We start from the raw sequence: 14,173 nt of genomic DNA, 5'->3' as shown, positions 1-14,173 counted from the left end.
CCGGGCTTCCCGGATGTGGCACCCGGTGGACCTCCGCGGCTCGATCCGGGTCGCGGAGGGAGGATCCGGCACCTCCCATCCGGATCGCCGGAATGGGCCCGTCTCGTGAGCGGCGAATTTTGGTTCCCCGCACCCCGATCGGCGTGTCGCAACCCGACGATGCGCGCAGAAACCCGGGTGGGCAACGCGAGGGGCTCTAGGAGCCTGCCGGAAGCTCCCGCGTCAGCGAGGTCACAATCTCCGCCGCCGGGGCCACCCGCACGCCCTCGAAGCCCGCACCGGCCCACAGGTGCAGCTGCTCGGGGTCGGCCTGCGCCGCCGCCTGGGCGCGCACCCCCGCGGTGAGAAAGTGCAGGGCCGGGTACATCGTGGGGGCGTGATCGGAAAACGCCTCGGTGAACCGGTTGCTCACGGCACGCGCGGTACGCCCGGTGAAGGCGCGGGTGAGGACCGTTGCGCGATGGCGCAGATCCTGCAGGGCCGCCAGATGGGCGGGCTTGGTGCCAGCCTCGGTCGCCCCGAGGAACAGGGTGCCCACCTGGGCAGCGGTCGCGCCGGCCGCCAGGATGTCCCGCACGTCCGCGGCATCGGCGATCCCACCGCCGGCAAAAATCGGCTGGTCGGACCGGGATCGGGCGTAGCGGATCAGCTCACGCAGGTCCTGTTCGTCGGCGTCTTCTCCGTCGATTCCGAGCACGGTGGCGCGATGCCCGCCCGCTCCCGGACCCTGAATGCTCAGCACGTCGGCTCCGGTATCGAGCACGGCATCGATGCCCTCGCGGGAGGTAGCCCCCAGCACCACGCGTTTACCGGCGGACTGGAGGCGCTCGATAACCTTCGGATCCGGATACCCAAACGTGAACGAGACGAAGGCCGCCTCACTCGCCAGGGCGAGGCGCACCTTCTCGGCGTAGTGATCGTCGGACTGCTGCGGCGTCTCGGGCAGCAGGACCGGGTCGATCCCACCCCCGGCCAGCAGCTGCTCCCGATAGGCCGCGTAGACGGCCGGGTCGATCCCCGGGTCGGCCTCATTCGGGGCAAAGATGTTGATGCCGAAGCGGCGTCCGCTCAGTTGCTCCAGCTGGGCACTCAGCGCATCCGGGCTCAGATACCCGGCGGCCACAAAGCCCAGCCCGCCGGCCTCGGCCACCGCGGACACTAAAGCCGGGGTGCTCGGGCCGCCGGCCATCGGCGCGGCGACGATCGGAACCGAGAATCCCAGCTGGGTCAGCGCGGCGGACATCGCGGGTTCCGACTACCGGACGTCGACCGCATGCGGCGCGGTCAGGAAGCGCGCCACGGCACCGGGCACATACGGCGCGATATCGCCCCCGAGGGCCGACACCTGGCGCACCAGCGAGCTGGATACGTGCGCGTGGGCGGGGTTGGGCAGCATAAACACGGTTTCCACCCCGGCGAGGTTGCGGTTGACGATCGCCATCGGCGTCTCATACGCCACGTCGATCTGCGAGCGGATGCCCTTCACGAGCACCTGCGCGCCCACATCGGTCACATAGTCGACCAGCAGGCCCATGCTCCAGGAGGCCACCACGATATTGGCGGGGGCACCGGCTTCGGCGAGCGAGGTTTCGATCAGGGACACCCGCTGGGCGATCGGCAGCAGCGCCGTCTTGCCAGGGTTATGCACAACCAGCACGTGGACCTCGTCGTAGAGGCCCGCCGCACGGATAATCACATCCAGGTGCCCGAGGGTAACGGGGTCAAAGGATCCGGGGACAACGGCAATCCGCTTCATGACTTCACCCTATCGGTCACCCCTCCCCCAAACACCAGTAACCATCAGGGAACTCTCAGATGTCGCCGGATGTTTCCCCGGATGGTGAAACGTTACGGCTAGTTCTTGGCGAGGGCGGCGCGGGCCGCGGCATCCACCTGACGATCCAGGGCCTCGCGCAGCAGCGGCTGATCGGTCAGCTCGGGGTCGGTGCCCACCAGCAGATCGGCATCCTCACGGGCGCGCTGAATAATCTCGGCGTCATCCACCACGCGCAGCAGCTTGAGCGAGGAGCGGCCGCCCGACTGCACGCTACCGAGGACGTCGCCCTCGCGGCGCAGTTCGAGGTCGATCCGGGCCAGCTCGAACCCGTCCTGGGTGGAGGCCACGGCCTCGACTCGCTCGCGGGCGGTGGTTTCCTGCGGGGCCGCGGTGACCAGGAGGCAGAGTCCGGGAAGTCCGCCTCGGCCGACGCGTCCGCGCAGCTGGTGCAGCTGGGAGACGCCGAAGCGGTCGGCATCAAGAACGACCATGGTGGAGGCGTTCGCCACATCCACACCCACCTCGATGACGGTGGTGGCCACCAGCACATGGATCTCCCCCGCCTGGAACGCCCGCATCGTGGCGTCCTTCTCATCGCCGCTCATTCGGCCGTGCAGCGGTTCGATGCGCAGGCCCGCAAGCGCCGGGGTCTGGCGCAGCTCGGCGAGCACGGTCTCCACCGCGGCACGGGGACGCGGCGGTCCCTCCCCCGGGGCGGGCTCGGGGGCCGGTTCGGGTTCGGCACTCTGCCGCGATCCGCGGCCACCGGTGGTAGGCACCGCGTGGACGTCCTCGGACACCCGCATCGGCGCGCGCCGACCGGTTTGTGCCGGGGCAGCAGCCGCGGGGACAGGGTCGGCGGCGAGGTCCGTGGTGGCGGGATCGGGATCGATTGCCGGACACACCACAAAGGCCTGCCGTCCACGGGCGATCTCCTCCCCCATCCGCTCCCAGACCCGGCCCATCCAGCCCGGACGATCCGCCAGCGGCACCACAAACGACTCGATCGGCTGACGCCCGGCGGGCAGCTGCGCGATCGTGGACACGTCGAGGTCACCAAACACGGTCATCGCGACCGTGCGCGGGATCGGGGTGGCCGTCAACACCAGCGTGTGCGGCGGGCGGTGGCCCTTCTCGCGTAGGGTCTCGCGCTGATCCACGCCGAAGCGGTGCTGCTCGTCCACCACCACGAGCCCCAGGTCAAAGAAGTGCACGTTATCGGAGAGCAGCGCGTGGGTGCCGATGACGATCTTGGCAGCCCCCGATACTACCCGCAGCAGGGCCTTTTTCCGCTCGGACTGCGGCATCGATCCAGTGAGCAGCGTGGGCATCAGCTCGGCCGAGAGATCGGGACCGAGCGAGTTCACGATCGAGCGCAGGTGCTGCGCCGCCAACACCTCGGTGGGCGCCAGCAGGGCCGACTGGCCCCCGGAATCGGCCACCGCGAGCATCGCCCGCAGCGCCACCAGGGTCTTACCGGAGCCCACCTCACCCTGCACCAGACGGTTCATCGGGGCCACCTGGGCGAGGTCGTGTTCGATCTCCCCGGCGACGGTCTGCTGGTCCTCGGTCAACGAGAACGGCAGGCCCGCGTCGAGCCGGTCACGGTATCCACCCGGGGTCGACTGGCGGATCGTGGTGGGGTGCACGCGGGCACGAGCCCGCTGCTGAAGGAGCGCCGCCTGGAGCAGGAACGCCTCACGATAGCGCAGCGTGTGCCGGGCCTGCTTCCAGTCGGCGTCCTGTTCGGGACGGTGAATCAGCTCGACGGCCTTGCGATAGGAGAGCAGGCGCTCTCGCTCGCGCACCGACGCGGGCACCGCGTCCTCGAGCGGCGGTAGCGCGTCCAGCACGACCTCGATGGCCTTGGCGACCTGCCAGCTGGCCACGGTTGCGGTGGCCGGGTAGATCGGGATGGGTTGGTTTGCCCAGCGATTCGCGCTGGCATCCCCGGCGTCCAGGGCGCGCTCGGCCGGGTCGAAGAGCTCATAGTCGGGATGGGCGAGCTGACGCGTCCCGCGATAGTCGCCGACCTTCCCCGCGAAGATACCGCGGGCGCCGGGCACCAGATCTTTCGCCCGCCAGGCCTGGTTGAAGAAGGTGAGGACCAGGACGCCGCGTCCATCGGTGATCTTCACCTCGAGGATCGACCCGCGGCGCGCCCGCATCGTGCGCTCGCGCACCTCGACCACGTCGGCGACGATGGTGATCGATTCGCCCAGCGGCAGGCTGTCCATCGCAGTCAGCTCGCCACGCTTGGCGTAGCGGCGCGGATAGTGGCTGAGGAGGTCCGAGACGGTGTGCACGTCAAAGGCGCGCTCAAACGCGGCGGCCGTGCGGCCACCCAGTACCCCGTCGAGGCGGGCGTCAACGGCGGAGACACTCATGCTCCCAGTCTATGGCGAGCCGCCGACACCGACGGATTCTGGACGCGCGCGTCCGCACGGCGACGCAGCAGTCGGTGCGGAGGCAGGCCGATCATCCGCCCTCATTCCGTCCCGAGCCACGAGGCCCGGCTCGGTACGTTCGCCGGCCCGCTAAACTTGCCGGGTGACTCGTATCGTTTCCGGCCGCGCCGGCTCCCTGGCCCTCAAGGTTCCCTCCGCGGGTACCCGTCCCACCAGCGACCGCGTGCGCGAGGCCCTGTTCTCGGCGCTGGAATCGCGCGGCTACCTGGAGGACGCCCACGTCCTGGACCTGTTTGCCGGATCCGGTGCGCTGGCCCTCGAGTCGATCAGTCGCGGGGCCGCAAGCGCGGTGCTGGTGGAAAAGGCGGCCCCGGCCGCCAAGATCTGCACCCAGAACGCCAAGGCGCTGACCCAGGCGCTCGGCCGGGCCGACATCCGCGTCGTGGTGCGCGGGGCCCAACCCTTCGTGGATGAGGGTTCCGAGGACTACGATCTGGTGTTCATCGACCCGCCCTATGACTACACCGAGGACGAGCTCACCGCGCTGCTCGCCGCCCTGCCGCGCCGTCTCCGGGAGGACGCCCTGGTGGTCGTTGAGCGCTCCACCCGCTCCCCCGAGCCCACCTGGCCCGCGGGCCTTGAGCGATTCGTGCAGAAGAAGTACGGCGAAACCACCGTGTGGTGGGCCGAACCCATGCGCTAAATCCCGCGCGGCGAGCCGGAGGAGCAGAGAGCCAGAGAAGCAGAGAGCTAGAGACGCGGAAAGCTAGACGCTGGTGAGTTCCCGCGCCGGCGCGTCAAAGCGCGCACCCTGGGTGCGGGCGCCGACACTCGCCATGCAGAGGATCAGCACCGCGGCGACCACGGGCAGGATGAACGGGTGCACCGCGTGGGTAGACATCTCCGCACAGGTCACCACGATCCCGCCGACCAGGGCCGAGAGACCCGCGGCCACGCCGCGACGAACACCCATCCGGCGTCGACGGAGCGAGGCCCACGCCGCATAGCCGGCCAGGAAGGCGGCGATCCCGGTAATGGCGCCCACGAGCGCTCCACCCGAGGTATCCCAGTGGGTCAGCAGCCGGGCGGGATCGGGCAGCGCAACCAGAATGGCCCCCAGACAGGCCCCACACACCATCGCGATCAGGCTCGCGGCAATGATTCGTGTTGCGGACATGTTCCCCCGAATTCTGTCCCGCCGATTGTCCGGCGCGGCCGGTGTCATCCCCACCAAAATACCGCATGTGATGTGGGATGGCTAGCCGGGCCGACCCGTGACCGGGTCTAGCCGAGCCGTCCGTCCCAGGTTGTGTAGGGGTCCCAGCCGAGCTTCCCGGTCAGCGGTGCCCCGTCGCGCATGACCCCCATCCCCGCCCGCACCACGCCGATCGCCCGGAACGGTTCGGGCAGGGCCGAGGCCGCGGGGAACGTGGCCAGCAGCGCGTGGTCCTCGCCGCCGCGCAGCGCCCGCTCCAGATTGGGTTCGGCAGCAAAGGCCGCCGAGTCCAGGTCCAGTGCTACGCCGCTGGCGCGGGCAATTCGGGAGGCGTCCAGGGCCAGCCCGTCGGAGACATCCATCATCGAGGTGGCCCCGGCCAGGGCCGCCGCAATACCCGCGGAAATCGGCGGATTTGGCGCGAGTTGGGCGGCGACCAGCTCGGATTCCCGGGCACGGAGCGCGGCGGTCGCCTCAGCATCGGGGACCCCGGTGGCATCCACGCCCTCGGCAAACAGAAGGTCGAGCCCATGGGCGGCCCGCCCGGCGTCCCCGGCCAGCGCGATGATGTCCCCGACCCGGGCACCCGAGCGCAGCACCGGTTCGCGATCCTCGAGGTCACCAAACGCGGTGATCGCGATCGTAAAGGTGTCCGAGACCGAGAGGTCCCCGCCCACCACCGCGCAGCCCGGGGCAAGCTGCGCGCAGGCGGCGCTCAGTCCGTCGGCGAGTTCCTCGAGTGCGGTGAGTTCGGTGTCGGCGGTGGCGGCCAGGGCGACCACCAGTCCGGTGGGACGCGCGCCCATCGCATACACATCGGCGAGGTTGGTAACCGCCGCCTTCCACCCCAGCTCAAACGGGGTGTGCCAGGCCCAGCGGAAATCCGGGCCGTGGATCATCATGTCCGTGGTCACCACATAGCGATCCCCGTGCTGAACCATGACCGCGGCATCGTCGCCGGGGCCCACCTCGGCACTCCGCGCGACGGCATAGCGAGGCAGCAGACGGTCGAGAATCTCGGCCTCGCCGGCATCACGGACGCGGCGCGGAACACTGGATGCGGGGGTTTCGGGCATGAGTCCACGGTATCGGGTCTGCCCCGGGCGAGCTGAACGGCGCGGCGAGGGTTCCACGGTAACCTGGAGGGACCATGTCTGTCGCCTCTCGCTCCGTGCTCACCCTGATCGCCGTGGGCGTTGCCGCGCTCACCCTCACCGGCTGCGTGCAGGAGGTCCCGATGGAACCCGCCGCGGATGCCAACAACCCGCACTGCGCCGATATCACCGTGACCCTGCCGGATAAGCTGGCCGGCCTGGACAAGCGCCGCACCAATGCGCAGGCAACCGGTGCCTGGGGCGATCCGGCGGCCGTGCTGCTGCACTGTGGGGTGACCCCTCCCGCCCCGACCACCGACCGCTGCGTCACCGTGGACGGCGTGGACTGGGTCTTTGACGATTCCCAGGAAAAGGAAGAACTCTTCCGTTTCACCACCTACGGTCGCGTTCCCGCCGTCGAGGTGTTCATCAGCTCCAACCCCGACAAGGGCGGAGTCTCAGGCACCGCGGTGCTCTCGGATCTGGGTTCCTCGGTCGGACGTCTCCCCCAGGTCAGCAAGTGCCTGAACGTCAGCGAGGTTCGCTAGCGCGAAAACCCGGACCTCAAAGCTCGTGGCGGCCTCGGCGCTAGACCCCTCAGCCCCGAACCGAACAGGCGACGCCCCGAGAAACCTACCGACCCGAACCGAACAGGCGACGCCCCGAGAAACCTACCGACCCGAACCGAACAGGCGACGCCAGAGTCCCGATCCCGGCTTGACCGAGCCCGTGCCGAGCGGCGCAATCTCGCCGGTTTCCCCGTGCTCACTCTGCGGCTCATCCGAGGCGGTGGTGAGGTGCGGGGCGATGTCGCGCGGATCCATGGTGCCCTCGATGACCCGCTTGACCTGCTGCACGATCGGCATTTCCACGCCACTCGCGGCGGCGATTTCCAGCACCGGGGCGACCGAGGCGAGTCCCTCGGCGGTCTGCTGCATCTGCTTAACCACGGAGGCCAGCGAGTAGCCCTGGCCGAGCAGGCGTCCGGCGGTGTTGTTGCGTGAGAGCGGGCTCTGACAGGTGGCGATCAGGTCGCCGAGGCCGGCCAGACCCGACAGGGTTTCCGCGTGGGCACCCTGGGCCACGGCGAAATCGGTCATCTCGACCAGGCCGCGGGTGATGATCGACGCCTTGGTGTTCTCGCCGTAGCCCACACCATCCACGATGCCGATGGCCACCGCGATGAGGTTCTTCAGGACCCCACCAAACTCGGTTCCGATCACGTCGGTGTTCACAAACGTACGGAAGTAGCGGTTGCGCGCGAGCAGCGCGACCTCCTGCGCCGTCTCCAGCGAGACCGAGGAAATGACCGCGGCGGTGGGCTGTTCCTTGGCGATCTCCATCGCCAGGTTGGGCCCGCTAGCAACGGCCACCCGTTCGGGCTCGATTTCCAGGCACTGTTCGATGACCTGGCTCATCCGCAGACCGGTCTGCTTCTCCACGCCCTTCATCAGCGACACCACGATGGTGTCGCGCCCCAGCAGCGGCTTGATCGCGGTCAGGTTATCCCGCAGCGCCTGCGAGGGCACGGCGATGAACACCACGGCTGCACCGGTGATGGCGGCCTTGAGGTCCGAGGTTGCACGCAGGTTCGCCGGCAGCGTCACGCCGGGCAGATACTCGGCATTACGGTGTTCGCGATCGATGGCCGCGGCGGCCTCGGCGCGCCGCGCCCACATGTACACATCCGCCCCGCCGTCGGCGAGGATCTTCGCAAACGTGGTTCCCCAGCTTCCCGTGCCCAGCACGGCTACTCGGGTGGGGGCGGTGGTACTACGCTTCGTCAAAACGACCGGTCTCCGTCTGATTGTGTTTGCTCGGGTCCCAGCGTTCGGCCGGGGCTTTTTCATCCCGCAGGGTCTCCAGCAGTTCGGTAACCGCGTCCATGACCTTGTCGGTGGCACCGTGCAGTACGGCCGAGTCCTGCTGCTTGCCCAGGAACTCGTCGAGGTTGACCGGATCACCGATCACAATTTTGATGTTCTTGCGCGGGAACAGCGAGATCTTCTTGCCATACCGCGGCATGACCTGCTGGGTTCCCCAGTGCGCCATCGGGTACACCGGCAGGTTGTGGGTCAGCGCCATCCGGGCCACGCCGGTTTTGCCGCGCATCGGCCACAGGTTCGGTTCGCGGGTCAGCGTGCCCTCGGGATAGATGATCACGCCCTGCCCGGTCTCAACCAGCCGTCCTGCGGCGGAGATCGGGTCGTTGCCGCGGGTCGAGCCCATCCGCTCGACCGGAATCTGACCGGCCGAGCGCAGGATCCAACCCAGCACCGGGTTTTTAAAGAGCCCGGCCTTGGCCATAAACCGCGGCGCACGACCGATCTTCCAAACGGCCAGCGCCACCACGATCGGATCAATTTCCGAGTAGTGGTTGGGCGCCAGGATGAACGGGCCGGATCGCGGCAGCTTATAGGCGTCGCGAATATCCAGCCGGAACAGCGGAACCGTCAGCGGCTTCACGATCGCCGCGAGCGGCCACAGGAATGAGGGCCGAGACTTCTCCGGCGACTTCTCAAGCTTGCGACCCTCGGGGTCACGGTTTACGCGGGTAACGCTGGTCACGAATCTAACCTACGCCTCGAGGGTGAAGTTTGCGCCCAGCGCGGTCAGCTTTTCGAAGAAGTTCTCGTAGCCGCGGCTGATGATGCCCACGTTGGACACCCGCGAGGCACCCTCGGCGCTCAGTGCGGCGACCACGTGCGAGAAGCCTCCCCGCAGGTCGGGGACCGCGATGTCCGCGGCGCGCAGGGCCGACGGACCCGAGATCACGGCGGAGTGCTGGAAGTTACGCTGACCGAAACGGCAGGCCTGCGAACCCAGGCACTCGCGGTGCACCTGGATGGTGGCACCCATCTCGATCAGGGCGTCAACAAAGCCGAAGCGCTGCTCGTACACGGTCTCGTGCACGATCGACACACCTGTGGCCTTGGTCAGCGCCACCACGAGCGGCTGCTGCCAGTCGGTCATGAATCCGGGGTGTACGTCGGTCTCGATGATGACCGGGTTCAGCGGGGTGCCCGGGTGACGGAAGCGAATGCCGTCATCCTGAATCTCGAACACGCCACCCACCTTGCGGAAGACATTGAGGAAGGTGCCCATCTCGGCCTGCTTGGCACCGGCAACGAAGATGTCACCCTCGGTGGCCAGCGCGGCGGCGGCCCAGCTGGCGGCCTCGTTGCGGTCGAACAGCGCGCGGTGGGTGTACCCCTCCAGGCGGTCCACACCCTCGATGCGGATCACCCGGTCGGTGTCCACGGAGATGACCGCACCCATCTTCTGCAGGATGTTGATCAGGTCCATGATCTCGGGCTCGATCGCCGCGCCACGCAGCTCGGTGGTGCCCTGGGCACGCACCGCGGTCAGCAGCACCTGCTCGGTGGCACCAACGCTGGGGTAGGGCAGCTCAACCTTGGTGCCGCGCAGACGCTGCGGGGCCGAGAGGCGGATGCCGCTGGGGAGCTTCTCGACGATGGCACCGAACTGGCGCAGCACGTCGAGGTGGAAGTCGATCGGACGGTCGCCGATGCGGCAGCCACCCAGGTCGGGGATGAAGGCCTCGCCCAGACGGTGCAGCAGCGGTCCACAGAACAGGATCGGGATGCGGCTGGACCCGGCGTGGGCGTTGATCTCGGCGAAGTGAGCGGATTCGACCGCCGACGGGTCGAGGATGAGCTCGCCATCCTCGTCCCCGTCGGTGATCTTCACACCGTGGGCACCCAGCAGGCCACGAACCACCCGAACATCAGAGATCTTCGGGACGTCGCGCAGCGTGGACGGGGTCTCCCCCAGCAGGGCCGCAACCATCGCCTTGGTGACGAGGTTCTTCGCGCCGCGCACCTGGACACGACCGTTCAGCGGCGTGCCGCCGGTGATCGTGATGGTGTCGGCGGCCATGCCAACGCTTGCGCCGGCTCGTGCGGCATCCTGAAGGAGAGAGTTCACCCGGTGTGTCCGTCTATTCTGTGGGCGCTCCCGAGGGAGCGGGGATCGGCAGCGTTTTCGGTCGCCAGGAAGCCCTGGTTTCCTCAAACGTCGAAATCTGAGTTTCGTTGCGCAGGGTCAGGCCGATGTCGTCCAGACCTTCACGCAGTCTCCACCTAGTGTAATCATCAACCTCGAAGGGAACGGTCAGCGCGCCGACGGTGGCCGTTTTCGCTTCCAGATCAACCGTCATGTTAATGCCGGGGGTTTCCTCCAGGATGGCCCAGATCGCCTCCAGGTCCTCCTCGGAGATGACGGCCGCCAGCAGCCCCTGCTTGCCCGAGTTTCCGCGGAAAATGTCCGCGAAGCGGGGGCTCAGGACCACCTTAAAGCCGAAGTCGCGCAGCGCCCAGACGGCGTGCTCACGGCTGGATCCGGTCCCGAAATCGGCACCCGCCACCAGGATTTCTGCGCCCAGGTAGGGCTCCTGGTTCAGCACAAACTCGGGGTCGGTGCGCCAGCCCGCAAACAGGGCGTCCTCGAAGCCGGTCTTGGTGACGCGCTTGAGGTAGACGGCGGGGATGATCTGGTCGGTATCGACGTTGGAGCGCTTCAGCGGAGCGGCGATCCCGGTGACGGTTTCAAACTTATCCATGGGGATACTCCTTACTTAGCGACGGCCAGATCGGCCAGGTCGGAGGGGCTGGACAGGGTGCCGCGAATCGCGGTGGCGGCGGCCACCAGCGGGGACACCAGGTGGGTGCGGCCGCCCTTACCCTGGCGGCCCTCGAAGTTACGGTTGGAGGTCGACGCGCAGCGCTCGCCCGGGGCCAGCTGGTCCGGGTTCATGCCCAGGCACATCGAGCAGCCGGCGAAGCGCCACTCGGCACCAAACTCCTTGATGACCTTGTCCAGGCCCTCGGCCTCGGCCTCGATGCGCACGCGGGCGGATCCGGGGACCACCATGACGCGCACACCCTCGGCCTTCTTCTGACCCTTGATGATCGAGGCGAAGGCGCGCAGGTCTTCGATCCGCGAGTTGGTGCAGGAACCCATGAACACGGCGTCCACCGGGACCTCCTTGAGCGGGGTGCCGGCGGTCAGGTCCATGTACTCGAGCGCACGCTCGGCGGCGGCACGCTCGTTGGGGTCGGCGAAGTCGGCGGGGTTAGGTACCGGGTCGCTCAGCGAGGCACCCTGGCCGGGGTTGGTGCCCCAGGTCACGAAGGGCTCCAGGGCATCGGCGTCGAGGAAGACCTCGGCGTCATACACGGCGCCCTCATCGCTCGGCAGGGTCTTCCAGTAGGCCACGGCCTCGTCCCAGTCCGCGCCCTTGGGGGCGTGAACGCGACCCTCCAGGTAGTCGAAGGTGGTCTGGTCGGGGGCAACCATACCGGCGCGGGCACCGGCCTCGATCGACATGTTGCAGATGGTCATGCGGCCCTCCATCGACAGCGCACGAATCGCGCTGCCGCGAAACTCCAGGACGTAGCCCTGGCCGCCACCGGTACCGATCTTGGTGATGATCGCCAGCACGATGTCCTTGGCGGTCACGCCCGGGCGCAGGGCGCCCTCGACGTTGATCGCCATGGTCTTGAAGGGCTTCAGCGGCAGCGTCTGGGTGGCCATGACGTGCTCCACCTCGCTGGTACCGATACCAAATGCCATGGCACCAAATGCGCCGTGGGTCGAGGTGTGCGAGTCGCCACACACCACGGTGATCCCGGGCATGGTCAGGCCCAGCTGCGGACCCACCACGTGAACGATGCCCTGCTCGATGTCGCCCAGCGAGTGCAGGCGCACCCCGAACTCGGCGCAGTTCTTACGCAAGGTTTCGATCTGGGTGCGGCTGGTGAGGTCGGCGATGGGCTTATCGATCGCCCAGGTCGGGGTGTTGTGATCCTCGGTCGCGATGGTCAGGTCGGGGCGACGCAGCTGACGACCTGCCACGCGCAGGCCGTCGAAAGCCTGGGGGCTCGTGACCTCGTGCACCAGGTGCAGGTCGATGTAGATCAGGTCGGGGGTGCCGTCCTCACCCTTGGCGACGAGGTGGTCATCCCAGACCTTCTCGGCCAGGGTACGGGGTTTGGTTGAGGTGCTCATTGTGGGGTGCTTTCGCTTGGGAACTACTGTGGGGTGACCGGAGGGCGACGATGCGACTCCGCGACGAGGGTTCCGATTCTGCTAAACCTCGTCGCGGCGACGAAGCAGGAGACCGGTGGTGGGGACGGTGATCAAAAAATTAGCCACGGGACACCAACCGAATCGTGTCGGCGAGGATCTCCCCCGAGATGCGTCCGGCCGCGTCGGCATCCCGGCGCTCGATGGCCCGGACGATGCCGTGATGACCCTCGGTGTGCTCGGCCAGGATGTCATCGCTCAGCTCGAACTCGACCACGTCGGCAAACGCGTCGGCCAGGCGCGAGGCCAGGGCGTCAAACACGTCCACCAGGACGCCGTTTTTGCTGGCGACCAGGATGGCCCGGTGGAAATCGAAGTCGATCGCGACAAACGCGGGCGAGCCGGAGGCATGGGTGTCGCGCTCGCGCAACAGGGCGTCCAGCGCCTCCACCTCGGCATCGTCGCGGTTCTCGGCGGCCAGGCGGGCGGCGTGGGTTTCCAGCGCGAAGCGGGTGTTCAGGACATCCAACAGCGAGGCCGCGGACAGGCGGCGTTCGAGCGAAGCCAGCGGGGTGCTCGCGGCCACGAAGACGCCGGAACCCTGACGGCTGACCAGCAGGCCCTCGGCGGCGAGCGCGCGCACGGCCTCGCGGATCGTGGTACGGCCCACGCGGAACGATTCGGTCAGCTCCCGCTCGGTGGGCAGCTTGGTTCCTACCTCGAAGGTGCCGGCGGCCAGGGCCTCGCGCAGCTGGGTCGCGACCCCGTCGGCCAGGGACGCGCGCGGTGCGGGTTGCAGGGTGCTCGGCATCACGTCTCCTTTCGCCGGTTTTGCTCGGGCTGGATCTTCTCGGACCAGTTTTACCTGGGCCGGTTTCTCTCGGCCACTTCGTCAAAGTTGTCTGTTGACCTGTCTAATGTAACCCGATTTGCCCGGGGTGTCGAGCAAGGTGAGCCTTACCCGCCCGCCGTCGGTGGCTCCCGCTAGCGTGGAACCATGACCGTTCAGACCGAGACCTCTGCCCGAACTTTCACCGGCCGCGTGTTTATCGCGGCCAGCATCGACGGCTTTATTGCCCGACCCGACGGCGACATTTCCTGGCTCGAGGAGGTCACGCCCGCGGCCGAGCACAGCACCGCGCGCTCCGACGAGGGAGCCATCACCGACTACGACGCCTTCATGGCCTCGGTGGATACCCTGGTGATGGGCCGCGCCACCTATGAGAAGGTCCTCACGTTCGGCTTCTGGCCCTATCCCGACCACCGCGTCATCGTGCTGAGCTCGACTCTGACCACGGATGACCCCAACGTCACCGTCGCTCGCGACCTGGACGAGGCGCTGGCGCTCCTTGCGACGGCCGGATCGCGCGGCGTCTACGTGGACGGCGGCGGCGTCATCCGCTCGTTCCTGAACCACGACACGATTGACGAGATCACCATCACCCGTATCCCGGTCATCCTGGGCTCGGGACTCCCCCTCTTCGGCACGGGCCTTCCCGAGGCACGCCTGGAACACCGCGGCACCGCGGTGGCCGAGAACGGCTTCGTCACCTCGAGCTATCGGGTGCTGAGGTAGGAGGCAAGCCGATTCAGACATGACTCGATTGGGCGAAGAGTGGGCGGTGCTACT

At 67.9% G+C, this 14,173-nt stretch carries 14 protein-coding genes; 3 read left to right on the top strand and 11 right to left on the bottom strand.

Annotation, left to right across the window (positions count from 1 at the left end; all coding sequences use genetic code 11):
- Positions 1-196: 196 nt before the first annotated feature.
- From IE92_RS0111685 to IE92_RS18385, 3 genes are all read right to left on the bottom strand, one after another.
- Entirely contained in the window at positions 197-1,243 is a 1,047-nt protein-coding gene (locus IE92_RS0111685) for an NAD(P)H-dependent flavin oxidoreductase (protein WP_030148674.1), read from the bottom strand.
- Between the two features lie 12 nt (positions 1,244-1,255).
- Positions 1,256-1,756: a pantetheine-phosphate adenylyltransferase gene (gene coaD / locus IE92_RS0111680; protein WP_030148673.1), complete on the bottom strand. Its 501-nt coding sequence runs from the start codon at positions 1,754-1,756 to the stop codon at positions 1,256-1,258.
- A gap of 98 nt (positions 1,757-1,854) precedes the next feature.
- The gene (locus IE92_RS18385) at positions 1,855-4,164 is read right to left on the bottom strand and encodes an ATP-dependent DNA helicase RecG (protein WP_030149582.1); all 2,310 of its coding nucleotides are present in this window, start codon (positions 4,162-4,164) and stop codon (positions 1,855-1,857) included.
- A gap of 163 nt (positions 4,165-4,327) precedes the next feature.
- Here IE92_RS18385 and rsmD point away from each other — a divergent pair, with 163 nt between their 5' ends.
- Positions 4,328-4,888, top strand: a complete 561-nt coding sequence (rsmD, locus tag IE92_RS0111670) for a 16S rRNA (guanine(966)-N(2))-methyltransferase RsmD (RefSeq protein ID WP_030148671.1) — start codon at positions 4,328-4,330, stop codon at positions 4,886-4,888.
- Between the two features lie 63 nt (positions 4,889-4,951).
- On the opposite strand, the gene IE92_RS0111665 is transcribed toward rsmD, so the two are convergent.
- Positions 4,952-5,362: a hypothetical protein gene (locus IE92_RS0111665; RefSeq protein WP_030148670.1), complete on the bottom strand. Its 411-nt coding sequence runs from the start codon at positions 5,360-5,362 to the stop codon at positions 4,952-4,954.
- 107 nt (positions 5,363-5,469) lie between these two features.
- Complete coding sequence (thiL, locus tag IE92_RS0111660; RefSeq protein WP_030148669.1) at positions 5,470-6,477, bottom strand: thiamine-phosphate kinase; 1,008 nt, start codon at positions 6,475-6,477, stop codon at positions 5,470-5,472.
- Between the two features lie 74 nt (positions 6,478-6,551).
- Here thiL and IE92_RS0111655 point away from each other — a divergent pair, with 74 nt between their 5' ends.
- A complete protein-coding gene (locus IE92_RS0111655; RefSeq protein ID WP_030148668.1) occupies positions 6,552-7,043 on the top strand; it encodes a DUF3515 domain-containing protein in 492 nt (163 codons plus the stop codon).
- A 123-nt stretch (positions 7,044-7,166) separates the two neighbouring features.
- Here the strand turns inward: IE92_RS0111655 and IE92_RS0111650 are convergent, their stop codons facing one another.
- The 6 genes from IE92_RS0111650 to IE92_RS0111625 all read right to left on the bottom strand — a co-directional run bounded on the left by IE92_RS0111650 (position 7,167) and on the right by IE92_RS0111625 (position 13,354).
- Positions 7,167-8,243: an NAD(P)H-dependent glycerol-3-phosphate dehydrogenase gene (locus IE92_RS0111650; protein ID WP_370581449.1), complete on the bottom strand. Its 1,077-nt coding sequence runs from the start codon at positions 8,241-8,243 to the stop codon at positions 7,167-7,169.
- Positions 8,244-8,268: 25 nt separating this feature from the next.
- Positions 8,269-9,063: a lysophospholipid acyltransferase family protein gene (locus tag IE92_RS0111645; RefSeq protein ID WP_043321522.1), complete on the bottom strand. Its 795-nt coding sequence runs from the start codon at positions 9,061-9,063 to the stop codon at positions 8,269-8,271.
- A gap of 9 nt (positions 9,064-9,072) precedes the next feature.
- The gene (gene murA, locus IE92_RS0111640; protein ID WP_030148665.1) at positions 9,073-10,443 is read right to left on the bottom strand and encodes a UDP-N-acetylglucosamine 1-carboxyvinyltransferase; all 1,371 of its coding nucleotides are present in this window, start codon (positions 10,441-10,443) and stop codon (positions 9,073-9,075) included.
- 13 nt (positions 10,444-10,456) lie between these two features.
- A complete protein-coding gene (gene leuD, locus IE92_RS0111635; RefSeq protein ID WP_030148664.1) occupies positions 10,457-11,077 on the bottom strand; it encodes a 3-isopropylmalate dehydratase small subunit in 621 nt (206 codons plus the stop codon).
- Between the two features lie 11 nt (positions 11,078-11,088).
- Positions 11,089-12,525 carry a 3-isopropylmalate dehydratase large subunit gene (gene leuC, locus IE92_RS0111630; RefSeq protein WP_030148663.1) on the bottom strand — a complete coding sequence of 479 codons (1,437 nt, stop codon included), beginning with the start codon at positions 12,523-12,525 and terminating at the stop codon, positions 11,089-11,091.
- A gap of 139 nt (positions 12,526-12,664) precedes the next feature.
- Positions 12,665-13,354, bottom strand: coding sequence for a FadR/GntR family transcriptional regulator (locus IE92_RS0111625; protein WP_030149583.1), 690 nt, complete (start codon positions 13,352-13,354; stop codon positions 12,665-12,667).
- A 186-nt stretch (positions 13,355-13,540) separates the two neighbouring features.
- Here IE92_RS0111625 and IE92_RS0111620 point away from each other — a divergent pair, with 186 nt between their 5' ends.
- On the top strand, positions 13,541-14,119 hold the full coding sequence (locus IE92_RS0111620) for a dihydrofolate reductase family protein (protein WP_030148661.1): 579 nt from the start codon (positions 13,541-13,543) through the stop codon (positions 14,117-14,119).
- Positions 14,120-14,173: the final 54 nt, after the last annotated feature.

The organism is Mycetocola saprophilus (genome assembly GCF_000718085.1).
GTDB classification, from domain to species: domain Bacteria; phylum Actinomycetota; class Actinomycetes; order Actinomycetales; family Microbacteriaceae; genus Mycetocola; species Mycetocola saprophilus.
The sequence above is the reverse complement of the archived record's forward strand: the minus strand, read 5'-3'. Positions and strand labels throughout refer to the sequence as shown.

Excerpts from the sequence above, each read along its gene's own strand:
- IE92_RS18385 (WP_030149582.1), bottom strand. The coding sequence starts at position 4,164 with ATGAGTGTCTCCGCCGTTGACGCCCGCCTCGACGGGGTACTGGGTGGC.
- IE92_RS0111625 (WP_030149583.1), bottom strand. The coding sequence starts at position 13,354 with ATGCCGAGCACCCTGCAACCCGCACCGCGCGCGTCCCTGGCCGACGGG.
- IE92_RS0111685 (WP_030148674.1), bottom strand. The coding sequence starts at position 1,243 with ATGTCCGCCGCGCTGACCCAGCTGGGATTCTCGGTTCCGATCGTCGCC.
- IE92_RS0111620 (WP_030148661.1), top strand. The coding sequence starts at position 13,541 with ATGACCGTTCAGACCGAGACCTCTGCCCGAACTTTCACCGGCCGCGTG.
- IE92_RS0111665 (WP_030148670.1), bottom strand. The coding sequence starts at position 5,362 with ATGTCCGCAACACGAATCATTGCCGCGAGCCTGATCGCGATGGTGTGT.
- leuD (WP_030148664.1), bottom strand. The coding sequence starts at position 11,077 with ATGGATAAGTTTGAAACCGTCACCGGGATCGCCGCTCCGCTGAAGCGC.
- IE92_RS0111655 (WP_030148668.1), top strand. The coding sequence starts at position 6,552 with ATGTCTGTCGCCTCTCGCTCCGTGCTCACCCTGATCGCCGTGGGCGTT.
- leuC (WP_030148663.1), bottom strand. The coding sequence starts at position 12,525 with ATGAGCACCTCAACCAAACCCCGTACCCTGGCCGAGAAGGTCTGGGAT.
- coaD (WP_030148673.1), bottom strand. The coding sequence starts at position 1,756 with ATGAAGCGGATTGCCGTTGTCCCCGGATCCTTTGACCCCGTTACCCTC.
- thiL (WP_030148669.1), bottom strand. The coding sequence starts at position 6,477 with ATGCCCGAAACCCCCGCATCCAGTGTTCCGCGCCGCGTCCGTGATGCC.